Consider the following 16,217-nt stretch of genomic DNA (forward strand, 5'->3'; position numbering starts at 1 on the left):
CCCCGCCTCTGCCGCCTCGGCCACCCCGCCGGGTGGCGGCGGCCACGACAAGGTCTGGGTGTGCAAGTACGTCGACGTCCCGGGCAAGGAGGAGACCCTCAAGAACGGGAACGACGGCCTCGTCTGGGTCAGCGCCAGCACGCTCAAGGGCCAGCCGGTCGTGGTCGGCGCGTCCTTCACCGACGACCAGGGTCGGTCGCTGGTGGTCCAGATCGGTGGGGACCGTCCGTCGCCGACCATCTGTCCGGGATACGTCCCGCCGACCACGACGCCGACGCCCGACCCCACGACGACGACCCCGGCTCCGGACCCCACGACGACGACCCCGGCTCCGGACCCCACGACGACCACGCCGGCTCCGGACCCGACGACGACCACGCCGGCTCCGGACCCGACGACGACGACCCCGGCTCCGGACCCGACCACGACCACGCCGGCTCCGGACCCCACGACGACGACCCCGGCTCCGGACCCGACGACCACCACGCCGGCTCCGGACCCCACGACCACCACGCCGGCTCCCACCACGCCGGCCCCCGACCCCACCACGACGACGAAGCCGGTCACCGAGGTGCTCGCTGACGACTCGGCCAGCAACCCGCCGGACGCCACCGCGGTGCTCGCGTCGACCGGCTCCAGCGACGTCCAGCCGCTGCTCCTGGTGGGCCTCGGTGCTATCGCCCTCGGCGGCATCGTCCTCATGGAGTCGCGCCGCTCGACCCGCCGTTCTCGTGGCTGACCCACGGCTCGTGGCTGCGGCAGGCGGAGCCCGTAGCTAGCAACCCGCCTGCGCAGTGCGACCGAAGCCCCCGGACATGCCCCCTGTCCGGGGGCTTCGTCGTGCCCGCCTCCCGCGCGCTGGTGGCCGCCCACCTCCCGCGCGCTGGTGGCCGCCCGCCTCCCGCGCGCTGGTGGCTGCCCGCCTCCCGCGCGCTGGTGGCTGCCCGCCTCCCGCGCGCTGGTGGCTGCCCGCCTCCCGCGCGCCGGTGGCTGCCCGCCTCCCGCGCGCCGGTGGCTGCCCGCCTCCCGCGCGCCGGTAGCCGCCTTCCCGCGCGTCGGCGGCCGCGCAGCCCCGCCGGAACTCACCCGTCATTCGGGACCTTCGTCCTAAGCCCAAGGGCCCCGGCGGGGCTGCGCGCGTGACGAGAGAATGCAACATGTAGCCACGCCGGGCGTGTCGCACCACAACATCTTGTGTTCTCGGGTCGGATGGGGCCTGCACCCCGGGGCGGTGTGCGGGAGTCCGAGGAGAGGGAAGCGATGTCACAGGAGCCGGTTGTCGTCGAGGTGGGGAGCTCGATCGAGGAGTACCTCGACCGGAGCGACTGGCGTGTCAACGCCAACGCCAACCAGGGCTATTCGCTGGGTGGCCTGATCCTCAACACGGCCGGCAAGGTCGTCGCCAACTACTGGCTGAGCCACGTGTATCGCCCCGAGATCGGCGAGGCGCACCGCAACGGCGACCTCCACATCCACGACCTCGACATGCTGAGCGGGTACTGCGCGGGCTGGTCCCTGCGCAACCTGCTGCAGGAGGGGCTCAACGGCGTCCCCGGCAAGGTCGAGGCGACGGCGCCGAAGCACTTCTCGAGCGCGATCGGCCAGATCGTCAACTTCCTCGGCACCATGCAGAACGAGTGGGCGGGCGCGCAGGCGTTCAGCTCGTTCGACACCTTCATGGCGCCGTTCGTGCGGCTGGACAAGCTCTCGTACACCGAGGTGCGGCAGGGCATCCAGGAGCTGATCTACAACCTCAACGTGCCGAGCCGCTGGGGCACGCAGACGCCCTTCACCAACCTGACGTTCGACTGGACCTGCCCGGAGGACCTGCGGGACGACGTGCCGTTCGTCGGCGGCGAACCGGTGGACTTCACGTACGGCGACCTGCAGGTCGAGATGGACATGGTCAACCGGGCCTACATGGAGGTCATGACCGAGGGCGACGCCTCCGGGCGGGTGTTCACGTTCCCCATCCCGACGTACAACATCACCGCCGACTTCCCGTGGGAGTCGGAGAACGCCGAGCGGCTGTTCGCGATGACGGCGAAGTACGGGCTGCCGTACTTCCAGAACTTCATCAACTCCGACATGAAGCCCGGCGACGTGCGGTCGATGTGCTGCCGGCTCCAGCTCGACCTGCGCGAGCTGCTCAAGCGCGGCAACGGCCTGTTCGGCTCCGGTGAGCAGACCGGCTCGGTCGGCGTCGTCACCATCAACTGCGGCCGCCTCGGGTTCGTCCACGCGGGCGACGAGGCCGGGCTGATCGCCGCCCTGGACCACCTGCTCGACCTGGCGAAGGAGTCGCTGGAGCTCAAGCGGACGACGATCCAGGACCTCATGGACCGAGGGCTCTTCCCCTACACCAAGCGCTACCTGGGCAGCCTCGAGAGCCACTTCTCGACGATCGGCGTCAACGGCATCAACGAGATGATCCGCAACTTCAGCGGGGACGCCTACGACATCACGGACCCGCGCGGGCACGCCCAGGCGATCCGCCTGCTCGACCACGTGCGGGAGCGGATGGTCGAGTTCCAGGAGGAGACCGGCAACCTCTACAACCTGGAGGCGACGCCGGCCGAAGGCACCACCTACCGGTTCGCCAAGGAGGACCGCAAGCGGTTCCCGGGCATCCTCCAGGCCGGCACCGACGTCAACCCGTACTACACGAACTCCTCGCAGCTGCCGGTCGCCTTCACCGACGACCCGTTCGAGGCGCTGGCGCGGCAGGACGAGCTCCAGACGAAGTACACCGGCGGCACGGTGCTGCACCTGTACATGGCCGACCGGATCTCGACGTCCGAGGCCTGCCGCGAGCTGGTCAAGCGCGCGCTGTCGTCGTTCCGGCTGCCGTACCTCACGATCACGCCGACCTTCTCCATCTGCCCGAACCACGGCTACCTGTCGGGCGAGCACTGGACGTGCCCGACCTGCGAGGCCGTGGGCAAGAAGGTCGAGTGCGAGGTCTGGACGCGCGTCATGGGCTACTTCCGCCCGGTGGCGTCGTTCAACGTCGGCAAGAAGGGCGAGCAGGCGGAGCGGGTCTCCTTCCAAGAGTCGGTCGCGTTCGGCGCCGACCCCGGGATGCACTCCTTCTCGCACGACGAGCTCGTCGGCGCCTCTGCAGGGATCTGACCATGACCGACCCCGCCGCTGCTGCGACGCCGAGCGTTCCCCCCACGGGGGCGCAGGGCGGTGCGCTCGCGCCGTCCGCGTCGCAGCGGCGGGACGCCGCGCCGGCCGCCGTCCGCGCCACGGCCGTCGGAGCCCCGCAGGACGAGGCCCGGGTGGTCTCGCTCGCGCAGGACGAGGCCCGGGTGGTCCCCCCAAGGCAGGACGAGGCCCGGGTGGTCCCGCCAGGGCAGGACGAGGCCCGGGTGGTCCCGCCAGGGCAGGACGAGGCCCGGGTGGTCCCGCCAGGGCAGGACGAGGCCCGCGTGGTCTCGCTCGCGCAGGGCGCGGACTCGTTGGCGATCGCGGGGCTCGTCGCGCTGTCGACGGTCGACTGGCCCGGCAAGCTCGTCGCGACCGTGTTCCTGCAGGGGTGTCCGTGGCGGTGCACCTACTGCCACAACGCGGGCATCCTCGACACCCGCACGCCGGGCGCCGTCCCGTGGTCGGCGGTGCGGACGCTCCTGGCCAAGCGCCACGGGCTGCTCGACGGCGTCGTGTTCTCCGGTGGGGAGCCAACCCGTCAGGTCGGCCTCCTGGACGCCGTGCGCCAGGTGAAGGGCGAGGGCTTCATGGTTGGGCTCCACACGGGTGGCGCCTACCCGGCGCGGCTCGCCCCGCTCCTGCCCTACGTCGACTGGATCGGGTTCGACGTCAAGGCGCCGGCGCACCTCTACCGCGCGATCACGCGCGTCGGTGGCGAGACGACGACGGCCGATCGCGCCTTCGAGTCGCTGCGCATGGTCCTCGACGCCGGGATCGACGTGCAGGTGCGCACCACGGTGGACCCGACGGTGCTGACCGACGACGATGTGCACGAGCTGACCGACACGCTCTTCGACATGGGCGTGCGCGAGCACGTGCTGCAGCAGGTCCGCACCGAGGGCACGACGCCGGAGTACCGCGCGGCGCTGGCGGCAGTTCGCGCCTGAGCGGGGGACGCCGCGGGTGCCGCGGGCCCTCGACGACGTCGTGCGCCAGCGGTGAGTCCGCCGAGACGTACGCCGGGCGGTCGTCAGGCAGGGCGGTGGCGGGGCCCCTCAGAACGGCGGCTCGTCGGGGTCGCCGGCTGAGCCGGTCGGTCCCCCTGGGGGATCCGCCCCAGGGCGGCAGCCCCAGCGCGGTTCGTCGGGGTCGCGGTGGCGAATGGCGGCCAACGCGGCCGCAGTGAGCGTGATGGGGATCGCCAGCCTGGTGAAGGTGATGCCCCACGGGTCGGTCCACTCGCACGCCCCCGACCCTGGGACCCGGCGCACCGACCAGCCACCGCTCGTCTTCTGCTCGTGGTGGTGCTTGCACCGGGCGTCGAGGTTCGCGGCGGTGGTCTGCTCGTCGGCCGGCCGCTCGGCGTCGAAGGGCTCCCGGTGGTCGAGCTCGCACCGCCATCCGGGTTGGCCGCAGCCCATGAACGTGCACGTGACGTCGCGGGCGATGACGAACGCCGTGAGGTCCGCACCAGGCCGGTAGGTGGCGGTGCCCCGCTCGACGAGGGTGCCCGTCACGGGATCGGTGAGGAGCCGGCGCCACGTCCCGTCCCGGGCGATCTCGCGCGCCATGCCGGCCGGGATGGGCCCGAAGCCCGCCAGCTCGCCCGGCATCTCGTCGAGCCCGAGCAGCGTCGTGGCGGCGACCGTCACCTGGATCTCGGCGCGGCGACGGTGCTTGCGGGGGAGCGCGGTGCCGTCGGGCAGCGCCCCGGTGGCGGCGATCGTGTCGAAGAGGCGGGCGAACGCGTCCGCCCGGCGCTGGTGCACGTCACGCTCGTCGCCGGCGTCCCGTGCGGTTCCCGCGAGAGCGTCGACGACGGTGAAGACGGTGACCGCGGCCGGCGCGGGCAGCAGGGCGGTGAGCAGCGACATGCCGTCGCCGACCGGCCGGAGCTCCAGGCCCCGGTCGGCCCGGGCGCGGGCGCATCGCGCCTCGGCCTGTGCGGGTTCGGCCGCGATGACGAGCTTCTCCGCCAACCGCCGGAGCGCCGGCGGAGACAGGAGCGGCGCGTCGTCGAGCGCAGCCTCCACGACCCCGTCCCAACGCCGCGGGTCGCCGCCGACCGGCAATGCGTCCAGCACCGCGTCGACCCGCCGGAGATCGAGACTGCCGGACGCCAGCTCGTCGGACACCCGCGGGTGGGCCGCGAGGCCCTCCGCGCGAGTGACCATCCGTTGTGCCTGGTACGCGGTGCAGGAGAGCGCCGCCTGCAGCTCGTCGACCAGCCGGAACGCGCCGACCTCGCTCCTGGTGGTGAGCTCGCCGAGCACTCCGGCCTGGGCGGCCTGCGCCATCGCGATGACCTGATCCCAGCCCACCGCCCGGGCCAGCAGGTCCACGCTGGGGGCCCCGGACAGGTCGACATCGGACAGCGCTGCCGCCAGCGCCGCGACGTCGCGAGCGGGCACGACGTCGCGGAAGTCGGGCAGGCGCGTGCCGGCCGCGAACGGCCTCGGCCGTTCGGACTCCATGACAACCGCCGTCATGCGAACAACTGTACGAGTCGCCACTGACACGACCGCACGCATGCGATCCCTGGTCGGCGATGGGGATCGCCACCTCCGCCGAAGCGCCTCCGCTACGGCCGACGAGGGCGGGCCTGCGCTCGCGGACCATCCTGACGAGCCCCGCCTACACCCGCCACGGTCGCCCCTCGCTCGTCGGGCCGCGTGGTGCGGCCCTGTGCCCATGGTGACGAGCGGGCGCCCCGGAAAGTTGGGTCCTCGGGGGTGACGTGGCTGGATCGGTCGTCACGGGAGCGGCGCGCTGGCGATCAGCCAGGTGCCGGGTTCGGCCCCGGTCACGGTGACATCGACGACGAGCCGGAGCGCGTAGTCGCCCTGCAGACCGGGACCGCCGTCCGTGGGGGCGGGCACGCCGGGGCACCGGGTCAGCGCCGGAGGGTCCGGGAAGGTGATCGTGAGGCCGCCCGTCCATGCGTCCGGGTGGTTCGGGACCACGCTGCGCGCGACGACCGTCCCGCCCTGGATCGCGACGACGACCGGGTTCGCGACATCGACCAGGTCGTGGGCAACGGTCCGACCGGGCGTCGGCGTCAACACGGGCGACGCCGGGATGTTGGCGTACCCGTAGGGAGTCGGGTGCGGGTTCAGCGCGGCGGTGTACGGCGCCCCGGGCGCGTCGACGAGGGCCGCCAGGTCGTCGGCCGGTGCGCCGCAGCCGGTGCGCGCCGCGAGGTCGGCAGGGCCGGCGGTGGTCGCGGACCCGGAGCTCGCCGAGCCCGGGGTCGCCGTGCCCGGGCTCGTCGAACCCGGACCTGCCGTGCCCGGGCGCGCCGGGGTCGTCTCCGGGCCCGTCGCACCGAGGCCGGACGGGCCGGCGCCGGCTGCGGGTGCGGTGATGGTCACGGAGGTGGTGACGCTCGAGCGCACGTCGACGAGGGCGGGATCGACGGCGGGGACGGTCGTCGCGTACGAGAGCGTCTGCGTCACGACGAGCGTGTACGAGCCGGGCGCGAGGTACGGCGAGCCTTGGCCGCTCGGGTACTGGTCGCACGACGCCAACGTGCGCGTGACCCGCGTGGTGACCGGGAACGGGTTGGCGACCAGGTACCCGTCGGGCCCGAGGCGTTCGGCGAGGCTCCCCGAGAGGTCGGGCGTGGCCGGGCCCTCCTGGACGCCGATGACGACGCCGTTCCTCACCACCGACAGGTCGGTGCCCCACACGACGGCGGACGAGCCGGCGGGCGCCGCCGGCACGGCGACGGTCACGGAGGCGCTCCAGGGACCGTCGGCGGGGATGGACGACGAGGCGTCGGTCACCGTGACGGGAACGTCGCCGCCGAGATGGGGCAGCGCGTCGCCGACGACCTGCCCGCAGCGGAGGAACTGGGCGGGCCAGTCGGCCTGGACCTGCGACGAGGGGGCGGGCCCGGGGCCGGGGAGGACGCGCGGCGCGCCCGCGAGGTGCGGCAGCCCCGCGTACGCCCCGCCGGCCATCGCGACGACGACGAGCGCCGCGAGGCCCGACGTCACACCCGTGCGCCGCGCACGCCGCCGCCGGGCACCGGCCCGCACCGCCTCGACCGAGATCGTGAAGGCCCGCGCCTCGGCGCCGCCCGAGGCCTCGTCGAGCGCCCGCGCCAGCGGGTTCCGCTCGTCGGGGCCGGTCACCGGGGCCTCCGCCGGGGAGCGGCGGACGGCGCGGCCCGTGCGGACATGTCCTCACGCGGCACGTCCCTCCGCAGGGGACGCTCGTCGGGCGCCGGCGGCCGTCCCCGGCGCGGTGTCAGCTCGACCACCACCTCGTCGTCCGCCTCCGGCATCGGCCCGAGCAGCGGCTCCAGCCGGTGCCGCGCGTCCGAGAGGTAGCGCTTGACCGTCCCCTCGGCGAGGTGCAGGCGGGCCGCCACCTCCGCCACGGGCAGGTCCTCGGCGTAGCGGAGCACCGCCACGGACCGCTCGGTGGGGGACAGCCGCAGCAGCGCCAGGCGCACGTCCGTCGCCGCGGTCACCGCGGCCTCGGGGGACGGTGCCGCCGGCTCGTCGTCCGACGAGCCGAACAGGTGCCGCACCCGGGCCCACCGCGCCGCTCGTCGTGCCCCGTCGAGGTAGGCCGTCAGCATCGCGCGGCGCACGTAGCGTTCGGCGTCGTCGGGCGCGAACCCCGTCCTCGTCCGGCTGAACGTCCGCACCAGCCCCTCCTGCACCAGGTCGGCGGCGGCGTCGCGGTTGCCCGTCAGCAGGTAGGCGTAGCCGAACAGGGCCCCGGCGCGCTCGCGGGCGAGCACCGCCAGGGCGTCGTCGGCGTCGCCGCTGCTCACGTCACCTCCGTGCACCGTCACAGCCCTAGACGCTCAGCGTGGCGCACCGGTTGGGGGGACGCAGGTGATTCCGTGGCGTCACCCGCGCGGCCGGCCACCCTTGTTAGGACCTAGGTCACGTGTCGCGGCTAGACTGCCGCCTTCCGTGGGCGCCGCTGCCTGCGACTCCGCGGGGAACGGCGCCGGGACGACGGTCAGCACGACCGTCGGCACGGCGGAGCAGCGACCGGGAAGGCGTGAGCAGCGGGTGGCCACGAGCCACGAGCCACGTGCCTGAGCAGGGGAGGACTCATGCTCCATCTCGACGCCACGAGCGTCGCCATCGTCTCGGTCGTCGGCGTGCTCGCGCTCGCCGCGCTGGTGGTCGCGGGCGTGCTCGCGCGCCAGGTGCTGGCGGCCGACGAGGGCACGCCCCGGATGCAGGACATCGCCAAGGCCGTCCAGGAGGGTGCCACCGCCTTCCTCCGCCGCCAGCTGCGGACCCTCGCCCTGTTCGCCGTGGTCGTCGTCGCCCTGCTCCTGCTGCTCCCCGGCTCCGCCGGCGTCAAGGCCGGCCGCTCGGTGTTCTTCCTCGTCGGCGCCGCCTTCTCCGCGGCCATCGGGTTCCTCGGCATGTGGCTCGCCACCCGGGCCAACCTCCGCGTCGCCGCCGCCGCGTCGACGAAGCACGGGCGCGCCGAGGGCGCGCGGATCGCCTTCCGCACCGGCGGTGTCGTCGGCATGTCCGTCGTGGGGCTGGGCCTGCTCGGGGCCGTGACCGTCGAGCTGATCTTCGGCTCCGACGCGCCGGCGGTCCTCGAGGGCTTCGGCTTCGGCGCCGCGCTGCTGGCGATGTTCATGCGCGTCGGCGGCGGCATCTTCACCAAGGCGGCCGACGTCGGTGCCGACCTGGTCGGCAAGGTCGAGCAGAACATCCCCGAGGACGACCCCCGCAACGCCGCGACCATCGCCGACAACGTCGGCGACAACGTGGGCGACTGCGCCGGCATGGCGGCGGACCTCTTCGAGTCCTACGCCGTCACCCTGGTCGCCGCGCTCATCCTCGGCCGGGCGGCGTTCGGCGAGCAGGGCATGGTGTTCCCCCTCATCGTCACGGGCATCGGCGCGCTGGTGGCGGGCCTCGGCGTGGCGATCACCCGGGTGCGCGGCACCGAGTCGGGGCTGACCGCGATCAACCGCGGCTTCTACGTCTCGGCCCTGGCCGGCCTGGTGCTGGCGGCCGTCGCCTCCTTCCTCTACCTGCCCTCGTCGTTCGCCGGCATCACCGGCGGCACCGCGGGCCTCGAGACCCATCGCGGGGACCCCCGGCTCGTCGCGAGCGCGGCCGTCCTCGTCGGGATCCTGCTGGCCGGGGTGATCCTCTGGGTGACCGGCTACTTCACGAAGACGACGAGCAAGCCGACCCTCCACGTCGCGCGCACCACCCTCACCGGCCCCGCGACGGTCGTCCTGTCCGGCATCGGCGTCGGCTTCGAGTCGGCGGTCTACACCGCGGGCATCATCGCTGCCGCGATCTGCGCCGTGTTCCTCGTCGCCGGCGGCTCGGTGCCGCTCGCCCTCTTCCTCATCGCGATCGCCGGCTGCGGCCTGCTCACCACGGTGGGCGTCATCGTCGCGATGGACACGTTCGGCCCGGTGAGCGACAACGCGCAGGGCATCGCCGAGATGTCCGGCGACGTGACCGAGGAGGGCGCGCAGATCCTCACCGACCTGGACGCCGTCGGGAACACGACGAAGGCGATCACCAAGGGCATCGCGATCGCCACGGCCGTGCTGGCCGCGACCGCGCTGTTCGGCTCCTTCGCCGACGAGGTGACGCACGCCGTCTCGAACGTCTCGGGCACCGTGACCGGCGACCTGGTCAAGGCGATGCTCGACTACCAGGTGATCTCGCCGATCACCCTGGTGGGCGTCATCCTCGGCGGGGCGACCGTGTTCCTCTTCTCCGGCCTGGCGATCGACGCCGTCACCCGGGCCGCGGGCTCCATCGTCTTCGAGGTGCGACGGCAGTTCCGCGAGCACCCCGGCATCCTGTCCGGCACGGAGCGGCCGGAGTACGGCAAGGTCGTCGACATCTGCACGCGCGACTCGCTCCGCGAGCTGGCGACCCCGGGGCTGCTCGCCGCCTCCGCGCCCATGGCCGTCGGCTTCGGCCTCGGGATCGGCCCGCTGGCCGGCTTCCTCGGCGGTGCGATCGCCACGGGCGTGCTCATGGCGGTGTTCCTCGCCAACTCGGGCGGCGCGTGGGACAACGCGAAGAAGATCGTCGAGGACGGCCACTTCGGTGGGAAGGGCTCGGCCGCGCACGCCGCCGCCATCATCGGCGACACCGTCGGCGACCCGTTCAAGGACACCGCCGGCCCGGCGATCAACCCCCTCATCAAGGTGATGAACCTCGTGGCGCTGCTCGTCGCGCCCGCGGTGGTGTCCGTCTCGGTCGGGACGGGGGCCAACACCGCGCTCCGGCTGACGCTGGCGCTCGTCGCGGCGGCCGTGGCGTTCGGCGCGGTGATCGTGTCGCGGTACCGGGCGTCGAAGGCGGACCGCGAGGGGCGGCTCGAGGCCGAGGCCGCGCTCGCGGGCGCCGAGCCCATCGACGTCGTGCTGGCCGACGAAGAGGCGCGCGCCGCGCGCGGTCAGGTCGCGTAGCGGGATCAGGCGGCGGTCAGCGCGACGATCCGCATCGTCGCGTCGTCGCGCAGGCACGTCTGCACGAGGATCTGGCCGTCCAGGCCGGCGGCCGCGTCGTAGCGCGACCCCTTGGGCACGTCGCGCCGGTCCGTGACGACCCACACGATGCCGTCGATCCGCACATGGTCGCCGAGGCGGAGCGCGAGGACGGGCATGCCGCCGCACGCGCGGTGGATCGGGTAGTACGGCTTGCCGTCGACGTCCTCGAACCAGTGGGTCAGGCCGCCGAGGCACCGGTTCACGGCCTCCTGGCCGCCCGTGTCGACGACGGTGGTGCTCCAGGCGATCGTCGGGCCCGGTGGCGGCTTCGGCGGTGCGGGCGGCCGCGGCGGGGGCGCGAGCCGCGGCGGGGTGGCGACCTTGGCGGTCCGCTGCGCCGCCTGCGCGGCGGCCTGCGCGGCTGCCACCTGCTCGGCGGCGGCCTGCTCCGCGGCGGCCTGGGCTGCTGCCGCCTGCGCGGCGGCCTGCGCCGCAGCCACCCGCGCCGCCTCCTCCGCCGCGGCACGTGCCGCCGCCGCCGCGGCCTCCTCGGCCGCCCGCCGCGCGGCGGCCGCCTGCTCCAGGGCGACCTCCCGCTGCTCGATCATCACCGTGGCGGTCTGGATGGAGCGGACGGGTGCCGCCACCCCGGTGCGCTCGTCGGCGCCCCCGGCCACCATGTCCGCGGCCGCGCGGGACGCGGCGTCCCCCGGACCGGCAGCGCCCGCACCGGGGGCGGCGATGCCCGCGACGAGCACCGACGCCGAGGCGGCGGTCGCGAGCACCTGCTTCCACATGCCCGACCCATCGGCGGGTGAGGCGCCGTCGTGTGGAGTTCACCGCGACGTCCCCCGGACGGGCGAACGCGTCAGGGCCGAACGGTGCGGGCGCGCCTCAGCCGGCCGTCGACCGCTGCGCCTCAGCTGTGGGTGAGCGCGTACGTCAGGACTGTCAAGTGGTCGGCCGTCTGGCCGTCCAGCGTCACCCGGACCGTCCACGAGTGCGTGACGGCGGTGAACCCGTCGAGCCCGGCGAGCGTGTAGACGGCCTGCGACCCGTCCAGGGGTCCCGGCGTGGCCGCCGCCGAGGCGAGGGCTTGCTGCGCTCTCTGCTGAGCCTGCAGCTCCGCCAGGTCCGCCTGGATGGTCGCGGTCGACAGGTTCGCCTCTGCCTCGGCGATCTGACCGTCGAGGCTGGTCACCTCGGTGCGCGCGGCCTGCAGCGTCCGCGCCGCCCACTGCAGGGCGTCGGGCGATGCCTGCGCCGCGACGAGCGAGTCGTAGGTCCCCTGGGCGGCGGCCACCGCGGCCTGCGCCGAGGCGCGGCGGGCCTGGAGCGCGGCGAGCTCCGCCAGAGAGGCGTAGCCCGCGGCGGTGGGCGGCGTTCCGGGGGCCGGCGAGGCGTCTGCCGTCCCGGCGGTCGAGCCGCCCGACGCGACGAAGCCCAGCGGATCGGCCACGGTGGCGCCCGCGGCGCGCAGCGCCGCCGCCGCGCGGGTCGCACCGTCGTCGCCGGCCACCCCCACCTGCACCGTCCAGGCGGTCGTCGAGCCGTCGTCCGACGAGGTGTTCGACGTCACCGACACCAGCCTCCCGGTCACCACGGGGACCTCGTCGGACGGGAAGGCCGCCGGCAGCGTGACGCCGCCAGGCTGGTCGAGCAGCGTCACCGTCCAGGACCCGGCCGACGATCGCACGAGTCCGCCGCCCGCTGCCCGGTCCCACACGTACTGGACCGAGTACGTCCCCGCCGGCACGCGGGTGGGCGTGCCGGCGGGGGTCGGGCACGGCGCGAGGTCCGACGAGACCACCGAGGCGGTCTGCCCGGCCGACCCGGCGGCGGACAGGACCGAGGCCCCGATCCGCGCCGTGCCGACGGCGACCACGGTGCCGTTCCTCGTCAGCGTCAGCTCGCCCGGCGCGGCGTCCGTCGGCCCCACGGCGATCGCCGTGAGGGTGCGCCCGACGAAGGTGCCCAGCTGGGAGACCGCCCCGTCGACGGCGGCGCCGCCCGCCGCGTCGACCACGACGGGAGCGCCGGCCTGTGCCAGCCGTGGGCCGTCCAGCCGGGCCACCCGCGTGATGTCCACGCCGCACAGCTGCTGCAGCACCTCGCCCGGCGCGGGGACCGTCCCCGAGCTCTCGACCCCCCTGCGGTCGAGGCCCTGGACGCCGACGAGCGCCACGGCACCGGCGGCGGCGACGCCCACCGCCGAGCGTGTCGCGGCCCGGGCCCGCCGCCGGTGCCGGATCCGCGCCGAGAGGGCGGGCAGGTCGAGGTCCGCCGGGTCCTCGCCGACGAGCTCGTCGAGCGACGGCCCGTCCACGGCGTCGCGCAGCGTCTGGCCCAGGTTCAGCGCCATCGCTTCCTCCCCTCGACGAGCCGGACATCCTCGGTCTCCCCGGCGTCCTCGAGCGGGCCGAGCAGGGCCTCGAGCTGCTGCGTGGCGTCGGACAGGTACCGCTTGACCGACCCCTCCGCCAGGTCGAGGTCCCGCGCGATCTGCGGCACGGTCAGGTCGTCGTAGAACCGCAGCACCACGCAGGCCCGCAGCCGCGGCGGCAGCGTGGCGATCGCCCGCTGCACGTCGATGCGGTCGCCGGCGGCGTGGTCCGGTCCCTCGTCGTCGAGCACCAGGAGGTGCGCGACACCGGACCACCGCCGCCGGCGCCGGGTCCCGTCGAGGAAGACGGTGAGGATCGCGCGGCGCACGTATGCCTCCGCGGCCAGCGCGTCGCGCAGCGGCCGGCCGGTGCCGAAGGCCTTGACCAGCGCGTCCTGCACCAGGTCCTCGGCCGCGCGGCGGTCGCCCGTCAGGAGCGTGGCGTAGCGGACGAGGGCGCCGCCACGGTGGCGGACGAGGTCGTCCAGCACGTCCTCCCACGATCGCACCGCGCGCTCCGCCTCCTCACGTCGAGCCTCGACCACGCCGTCATCATCAGGACGCCCGGCGACGGCGAATCGTTGGGTGCGTCCTAGGCTGGTCGCGCCCCCCTCCGGAAGGAAGACGAACCGATGTCCGCCGACCTGCGCGCCACCGTGGCCGCGCTGATGCCCCGTGCCCTGTCCGACCTCGCCGAGCTGGTCGCCATCCCGTCGATCGCCGACGAGAGGATCGTCCCGCTCGCGGAGTGCGACCGCGCGGCGCAATGGGTCGCGGACGCGTTCCGCGCCGAGGGGATCGACGACGCCCGGCCCGAGCGGACGCCCGACGGGACGGCCACGGTCGTCGGGCAGCGGCCCGGCCCGGACGGCGCGCCCACGGTGCTCCTCTACGCCCACTACGACGTGCAGCCGACGCTCGACGAGGCCGCGTGGACCACGCCGCCGTTCGAGCTGACCGAGCGCGACGGCCGGTGGTTCGGCCGCGGCGCGGCGGACTGCAAGGGCAACATCGCCGCGATCCTCACGGCGCTGCGGGCGCTGCGCGACGACGACGGCGGCTACCCGGTCACCCTCAAGCTGGCGATCGAAGGGTCGGAGGAGCAGGGCGGCGGCGGCCTGGACCAGCTCGTCGAGGCCCGGCCCGAGCTGTTCTCCGCGGACGCGGTGCTCGTCGTCGACGTCGGCAACGTCGCCGTGGGCCGGCCGACCCTCACCACGTCCCTGCGCGGCAGCGCGGACGTCGTCGTCCACGTCGCGACGCTGCAGGGCGCCGTGCACTCCGGGATGTTCGGGGGTGCGGCGCCCGACCCGGTCGCCGCACTGATCGGCATGCTGGCCACGCTGCGCGACGAGCACGGCGACACGACGATCCCGGGCCTCGACAGCACCCAGACGTGGCCTGGCGCCGGCTGGGACGCCGGCGAGTTCGCGGCCGCCGCCGGCCTGCTGCCCGGCGCCCAGGTGCTCGGCTCCGGCTCGGTGGCCGACCAGCTGTGGGCACGCCCCACCGTCACGGTCGTCGGCATCGACGTGCCGCCGGTCGTCGGCTCGACGCCGGCCATCCAGGGCCGGGCCTCCGCGCGCCTCAACCTGCGCGTGCCGCCGGGGACGCGCGCGACCGACGCGCGGGACGCGCTCGTCGCGCACCTGCACTCCGTCGCGCCGTGGGGGGCCACCGTCACCGTCGAGGCGGACCACGTGGGCGAGCCGTTCCTGGCGCGGACCGACACGCCGGCGTTCGCCGCGCTGTCGGGCGCGCTGGAGGAGGCGTTCGGGTCGCCGACGGTCACGGTCGGCGAGGGGGCGTCGATCCCGCTGTGCAACGTCCTGGCCACGCTCATGCCCCAGGCGTCGATCGTCCTGCTCGGCGTCGAGGACCCGGCGGCCGCGATCCACGCGCCCAACGAGTCGGTGCACCCCGGCGAGATCGAGCACCTGGCGCACGCCCTGGCGCTCTTCCTGACCCACCTGGGCTGATCCCCGGCCGGCTGCCCGGCCTGCCACCACGGCGCCCGCGCGGCCCCGGCCACCCCATGGCCGGGGCCGTTGCCATGCTCTGACCACACGGGTTGACGCGGAGCCGTCGGCGTCCCATCCTTATCGAAGCGCTTCGCGGAAGCGCTTCGACCGATGGGGGTCACAGTGGCGACGATGCAGGACGTGGCGCAGCGAGCGGGAGTCTCGCTCTCCACCGTCTCCTACACGCTGACGGGCAAGCGCCCCGTCGCGCCCGCCACCAGGGCCCGCGTCGAGCAGGCGATGGCCGAGCTGGAGTTCCGTCGCAGCCCCGTCGCCCGGGCCCTCGCCTCGCGCCGCACCCACGTGCTCGCGCTCGCCTACCCGGTGTTCGGAGTCTCCCTCGGCGCGACCCTCAACGAGATCGTCCGGGGCGCCGTCGAGGCCGCGCGCGAGGCGCAGTACGAGCTCGTGCTGTGGCCCGTCTCCAGCGGCGAGCCCGGCCTGCTGCGCGAGCTCGCCGAGCAGCGCACCGCCGACGGCGTGCTGCTCATGGAGGTCTCCCTGGACGACCCGCGTATCGAGGCGGTGGAGAGCGCCGGGCTGGCCTGCGCGCTCATCGGCCGCTCCGCCGACCCGGGTGACCGCGTCTGGGTCGACATCGACTTCGAGCAGGCCATCGAGGCCGCGGTCGAGCACCTCGCGTCCCAGGGCCACAGCCGGATCGCGTTCGTCAACCGCGCGCAGGCCGAGCTCGACGCCGGGTACGGCCCGGCGGTGCGTGCGCAGTGGGCGTTCGACGCGGCCACCGCCCGCCGCGGCCTCGTCGGGTACTCCACCGCGTCCGACGTCACCCCGTCCGCCGGCCGTCGCGCGACGAGCGCGCTGCTCGCCGCCCACCCCGACCTCACCGCCGTCGTCGTCATGAACGAGCTCGCGCTCTTCGGCGTCTCGGCGGCGCTCCGCGAGGCCGGGCGAACGGTCCCCGGGGACGTCTCGGTCGTCGGCGTCGCGATCTCGGGCGAGATCAGCGAGATGTACGACCACCCGCTCACCTATCTCGCCGCGCCCGGCCCCGACCAGGGACGACGCGCGGTGCACGGGCTGCTCGAGGTCCTCGACGGCCGTCCCGCACCGGCCGGCGTCAACCTGCCCTGCACGTTGCAGGTCCGGGAGACGTCCGGCCCGGCCACCCGGCTCGACCCCCGCTGAGCCGGCGCACCACCCCTCGCGGACTCGACGCCGAGCCGCCAGACGGAAGGAAAGG

Annotated in this window: 12 protein-coding genes; 6 read left to right on the forward strand and 6 right to left on the reverse strand. The window is 74.6% G+C overall.

The window, feature by feature from the left end:
- The 3 genes from BGO37_RS14860 to BGO37_RS14870 form a co-directional block, all read left to right on the forward strand.
- A partial coding sequence (locus tag BGO37_RS14860; RefSeq protein ID WP_291756113.1) for a hypothetical protein occupies positions 1 to 739 on the forward strand: 739 nt, incomplete at its 5' end.
- A gap of 521 nt (positions 740 to 1,260) precedes the next feature.
- Positions 1,261 to 3,132 carry a ribonucleoside triphosphate reductase gene (locus BGO37_RS14865; protein WP_291756114.1) on the forward strand — a complete coding sequence of 624 codons (1,872 nt, stop codon included), beginning with the start codon at positions 1,261 to 1,263 and terminating at the stop codon, positions 3,130 to 3,132.
- 2 nt (positions 3,133 to 3,134) lie between these two features.
- Positions 3,135 to 4,100: an anaerobic ribonucleoside-triphosphate reductase activating protein gene (locus tag BGO37_RS14870; RefSeq protein WP_291756116.1), complete on the forward strand. Its 966-nt coding sequence runs from the start codon at positions 3,135 to 3,137 to the stop codon at positions 4,098 to 4,100.
- 108 nt (positions 4,101 to 4,208) lie between these two features.
- On the opposite strand, the gene BGO37_RS14875 is transcribed toward BGO37_RS14870, so the two are convergent.
- The 3 genes from BGO37_RS14875 to BGO37_RS14885 form a co-directional block, all read right to left on the reverse strand.
- A complete protein-coding gene (locus tag BGO37_RS14875; protein ID WP_291756118.1) occupies positions 4,209 to 5,642 on the reverse strand; it encodes a DUF222 domain-containing protein in 1,434 nt (477 codons plus the stop codon).
- Between the two features lie 264 nt (positions 5,643 to 5,906).
- Positions 5,907 to 7,289, reverse strand: a complete 1,383-nt coding sequence (locus BGO37_RS14880; protein ID WP_291756119.1) for a hypothetical protein — start codon at positions 7,287 to 7,289, stop codon at positions 5,907 to 5,909.
- A complete protein-coding gene (locus BGO37_RS14885) occupies positions 7,286 to 7,939 on the reverse strand; it encodes a sigma-70 family RNA polymerase sigma factor (RefSeq protein ID WP_291756122.1) in 654 nt (217 codons plus the stop codon). Before BGO37_RS14885 ends, BGO37_RS14880 begins: the two co-directional genes overlap by 4 nt.
- Before the next feature lie 291 nt (positions 7,940 to 8,230).
- Here BGO37_RS14885 and BGO37_RS14890 point away from each other — a divergent pair, with 291 nt between their 5' ends.
- Positions 8,231 to 10,588, forward strand: coding sequence for a sodium-translocating pyrophosphatase (locus tag BGO37_RS14890; protein ID WP_291756124.1), 2,358 nt, complete (start codon positions 8,231 to 8,233; stop codon positions 10,586 to 10,588).
- Positions 10,589 to 10,593: 5 nt separating this feature from the next.
- Here BGO37_RS14890 and BGO37_RS14895 read toward each other — a convergent pair whose 3' ends face one another.
- The 3 genes from BGO37_RS14895 to BGO37_RS14905 form a co-directional block, all read right to left on the reverse strand.
- Positions 10,594 to 11,406, reverse strand: coding sequence for a hypothetical protein (locus BGO37_RS14895; protein ID WP_291756125.1), 813 nt, complete (start codon positions 11,404 to 11,406; stop codon positions 10,594 to 10,596).
- Between the two features lie 122 nt (positions 11,407 to 11,528).
- Positions 11,529 to 12,971 (reverse strand): hypothetical protein, encoded by a 1,443-nt coding sequence (locus BGO37_RS14900; protein ID WP_291756126.1) that lies wholly within the window; start codon positions 12,969 to 12,971, stop codon positions 11,529 to 11,531.
- Entirely contained in the window at positions 12,962 to 13,501 is a 540-nt protein-coding gene (locus tag BGO37_RS14905; protein ID WP_291756127.1) for a sigma-70 family RNA polymerase sigma factor, read from the reverse strand. Before BGO37_RS14905 ends, BGO37_RS14900 begins: the two co-directional genes overlap by 10 nt.
- 123 nt (positions 13,502 to 13,624) lie before the next feature.
- Between BGO37_RS14905 and BGO37_RS14910 the strand changes: the two genes are divergently transcribed.
- Both BGO37_RS14910 and BGO37_RS14915 read left to right on the forward strand, forming a co-directional pair.
- On the forward strand, positions 13,625 to 14,971 hold the full coding sequence (locus tag BGO37_RS14910) for a dipeptidase (protein ID WP_291756128.1): 1,347 nt from the start codon (positions 13,625 to 13,627) through the stop codon (positions 14,969 to 14,971).
- Between the two features lie 153 nt (positions 14,972 to 15,124).
- On the forward strand, positions 15,125 to 16,162 hold the full coding sequence (locus tag BGO37_RS14915) for a LacI family DNA-binding transcriptional regulator (protein ID WP_291756129.1): 1,038 nt from the start codon (positions 15,125 to 15,127) through the stop codon (positions 16,160 to 16,162).
- The last annotated feature ends 55 nt before the right edge of the window (positions 16,163 to 16,217 follow it).

Source organism: Cellulomonas sp. 73-92, from assembly GCF_001898175.1.
In the GTDB taxonomy this organism is placed as follows: Bacteria; Actinomycetota; Actinomycetes; order Actinomycetales; family Cellulomonadaceae; genus Cellulomonas.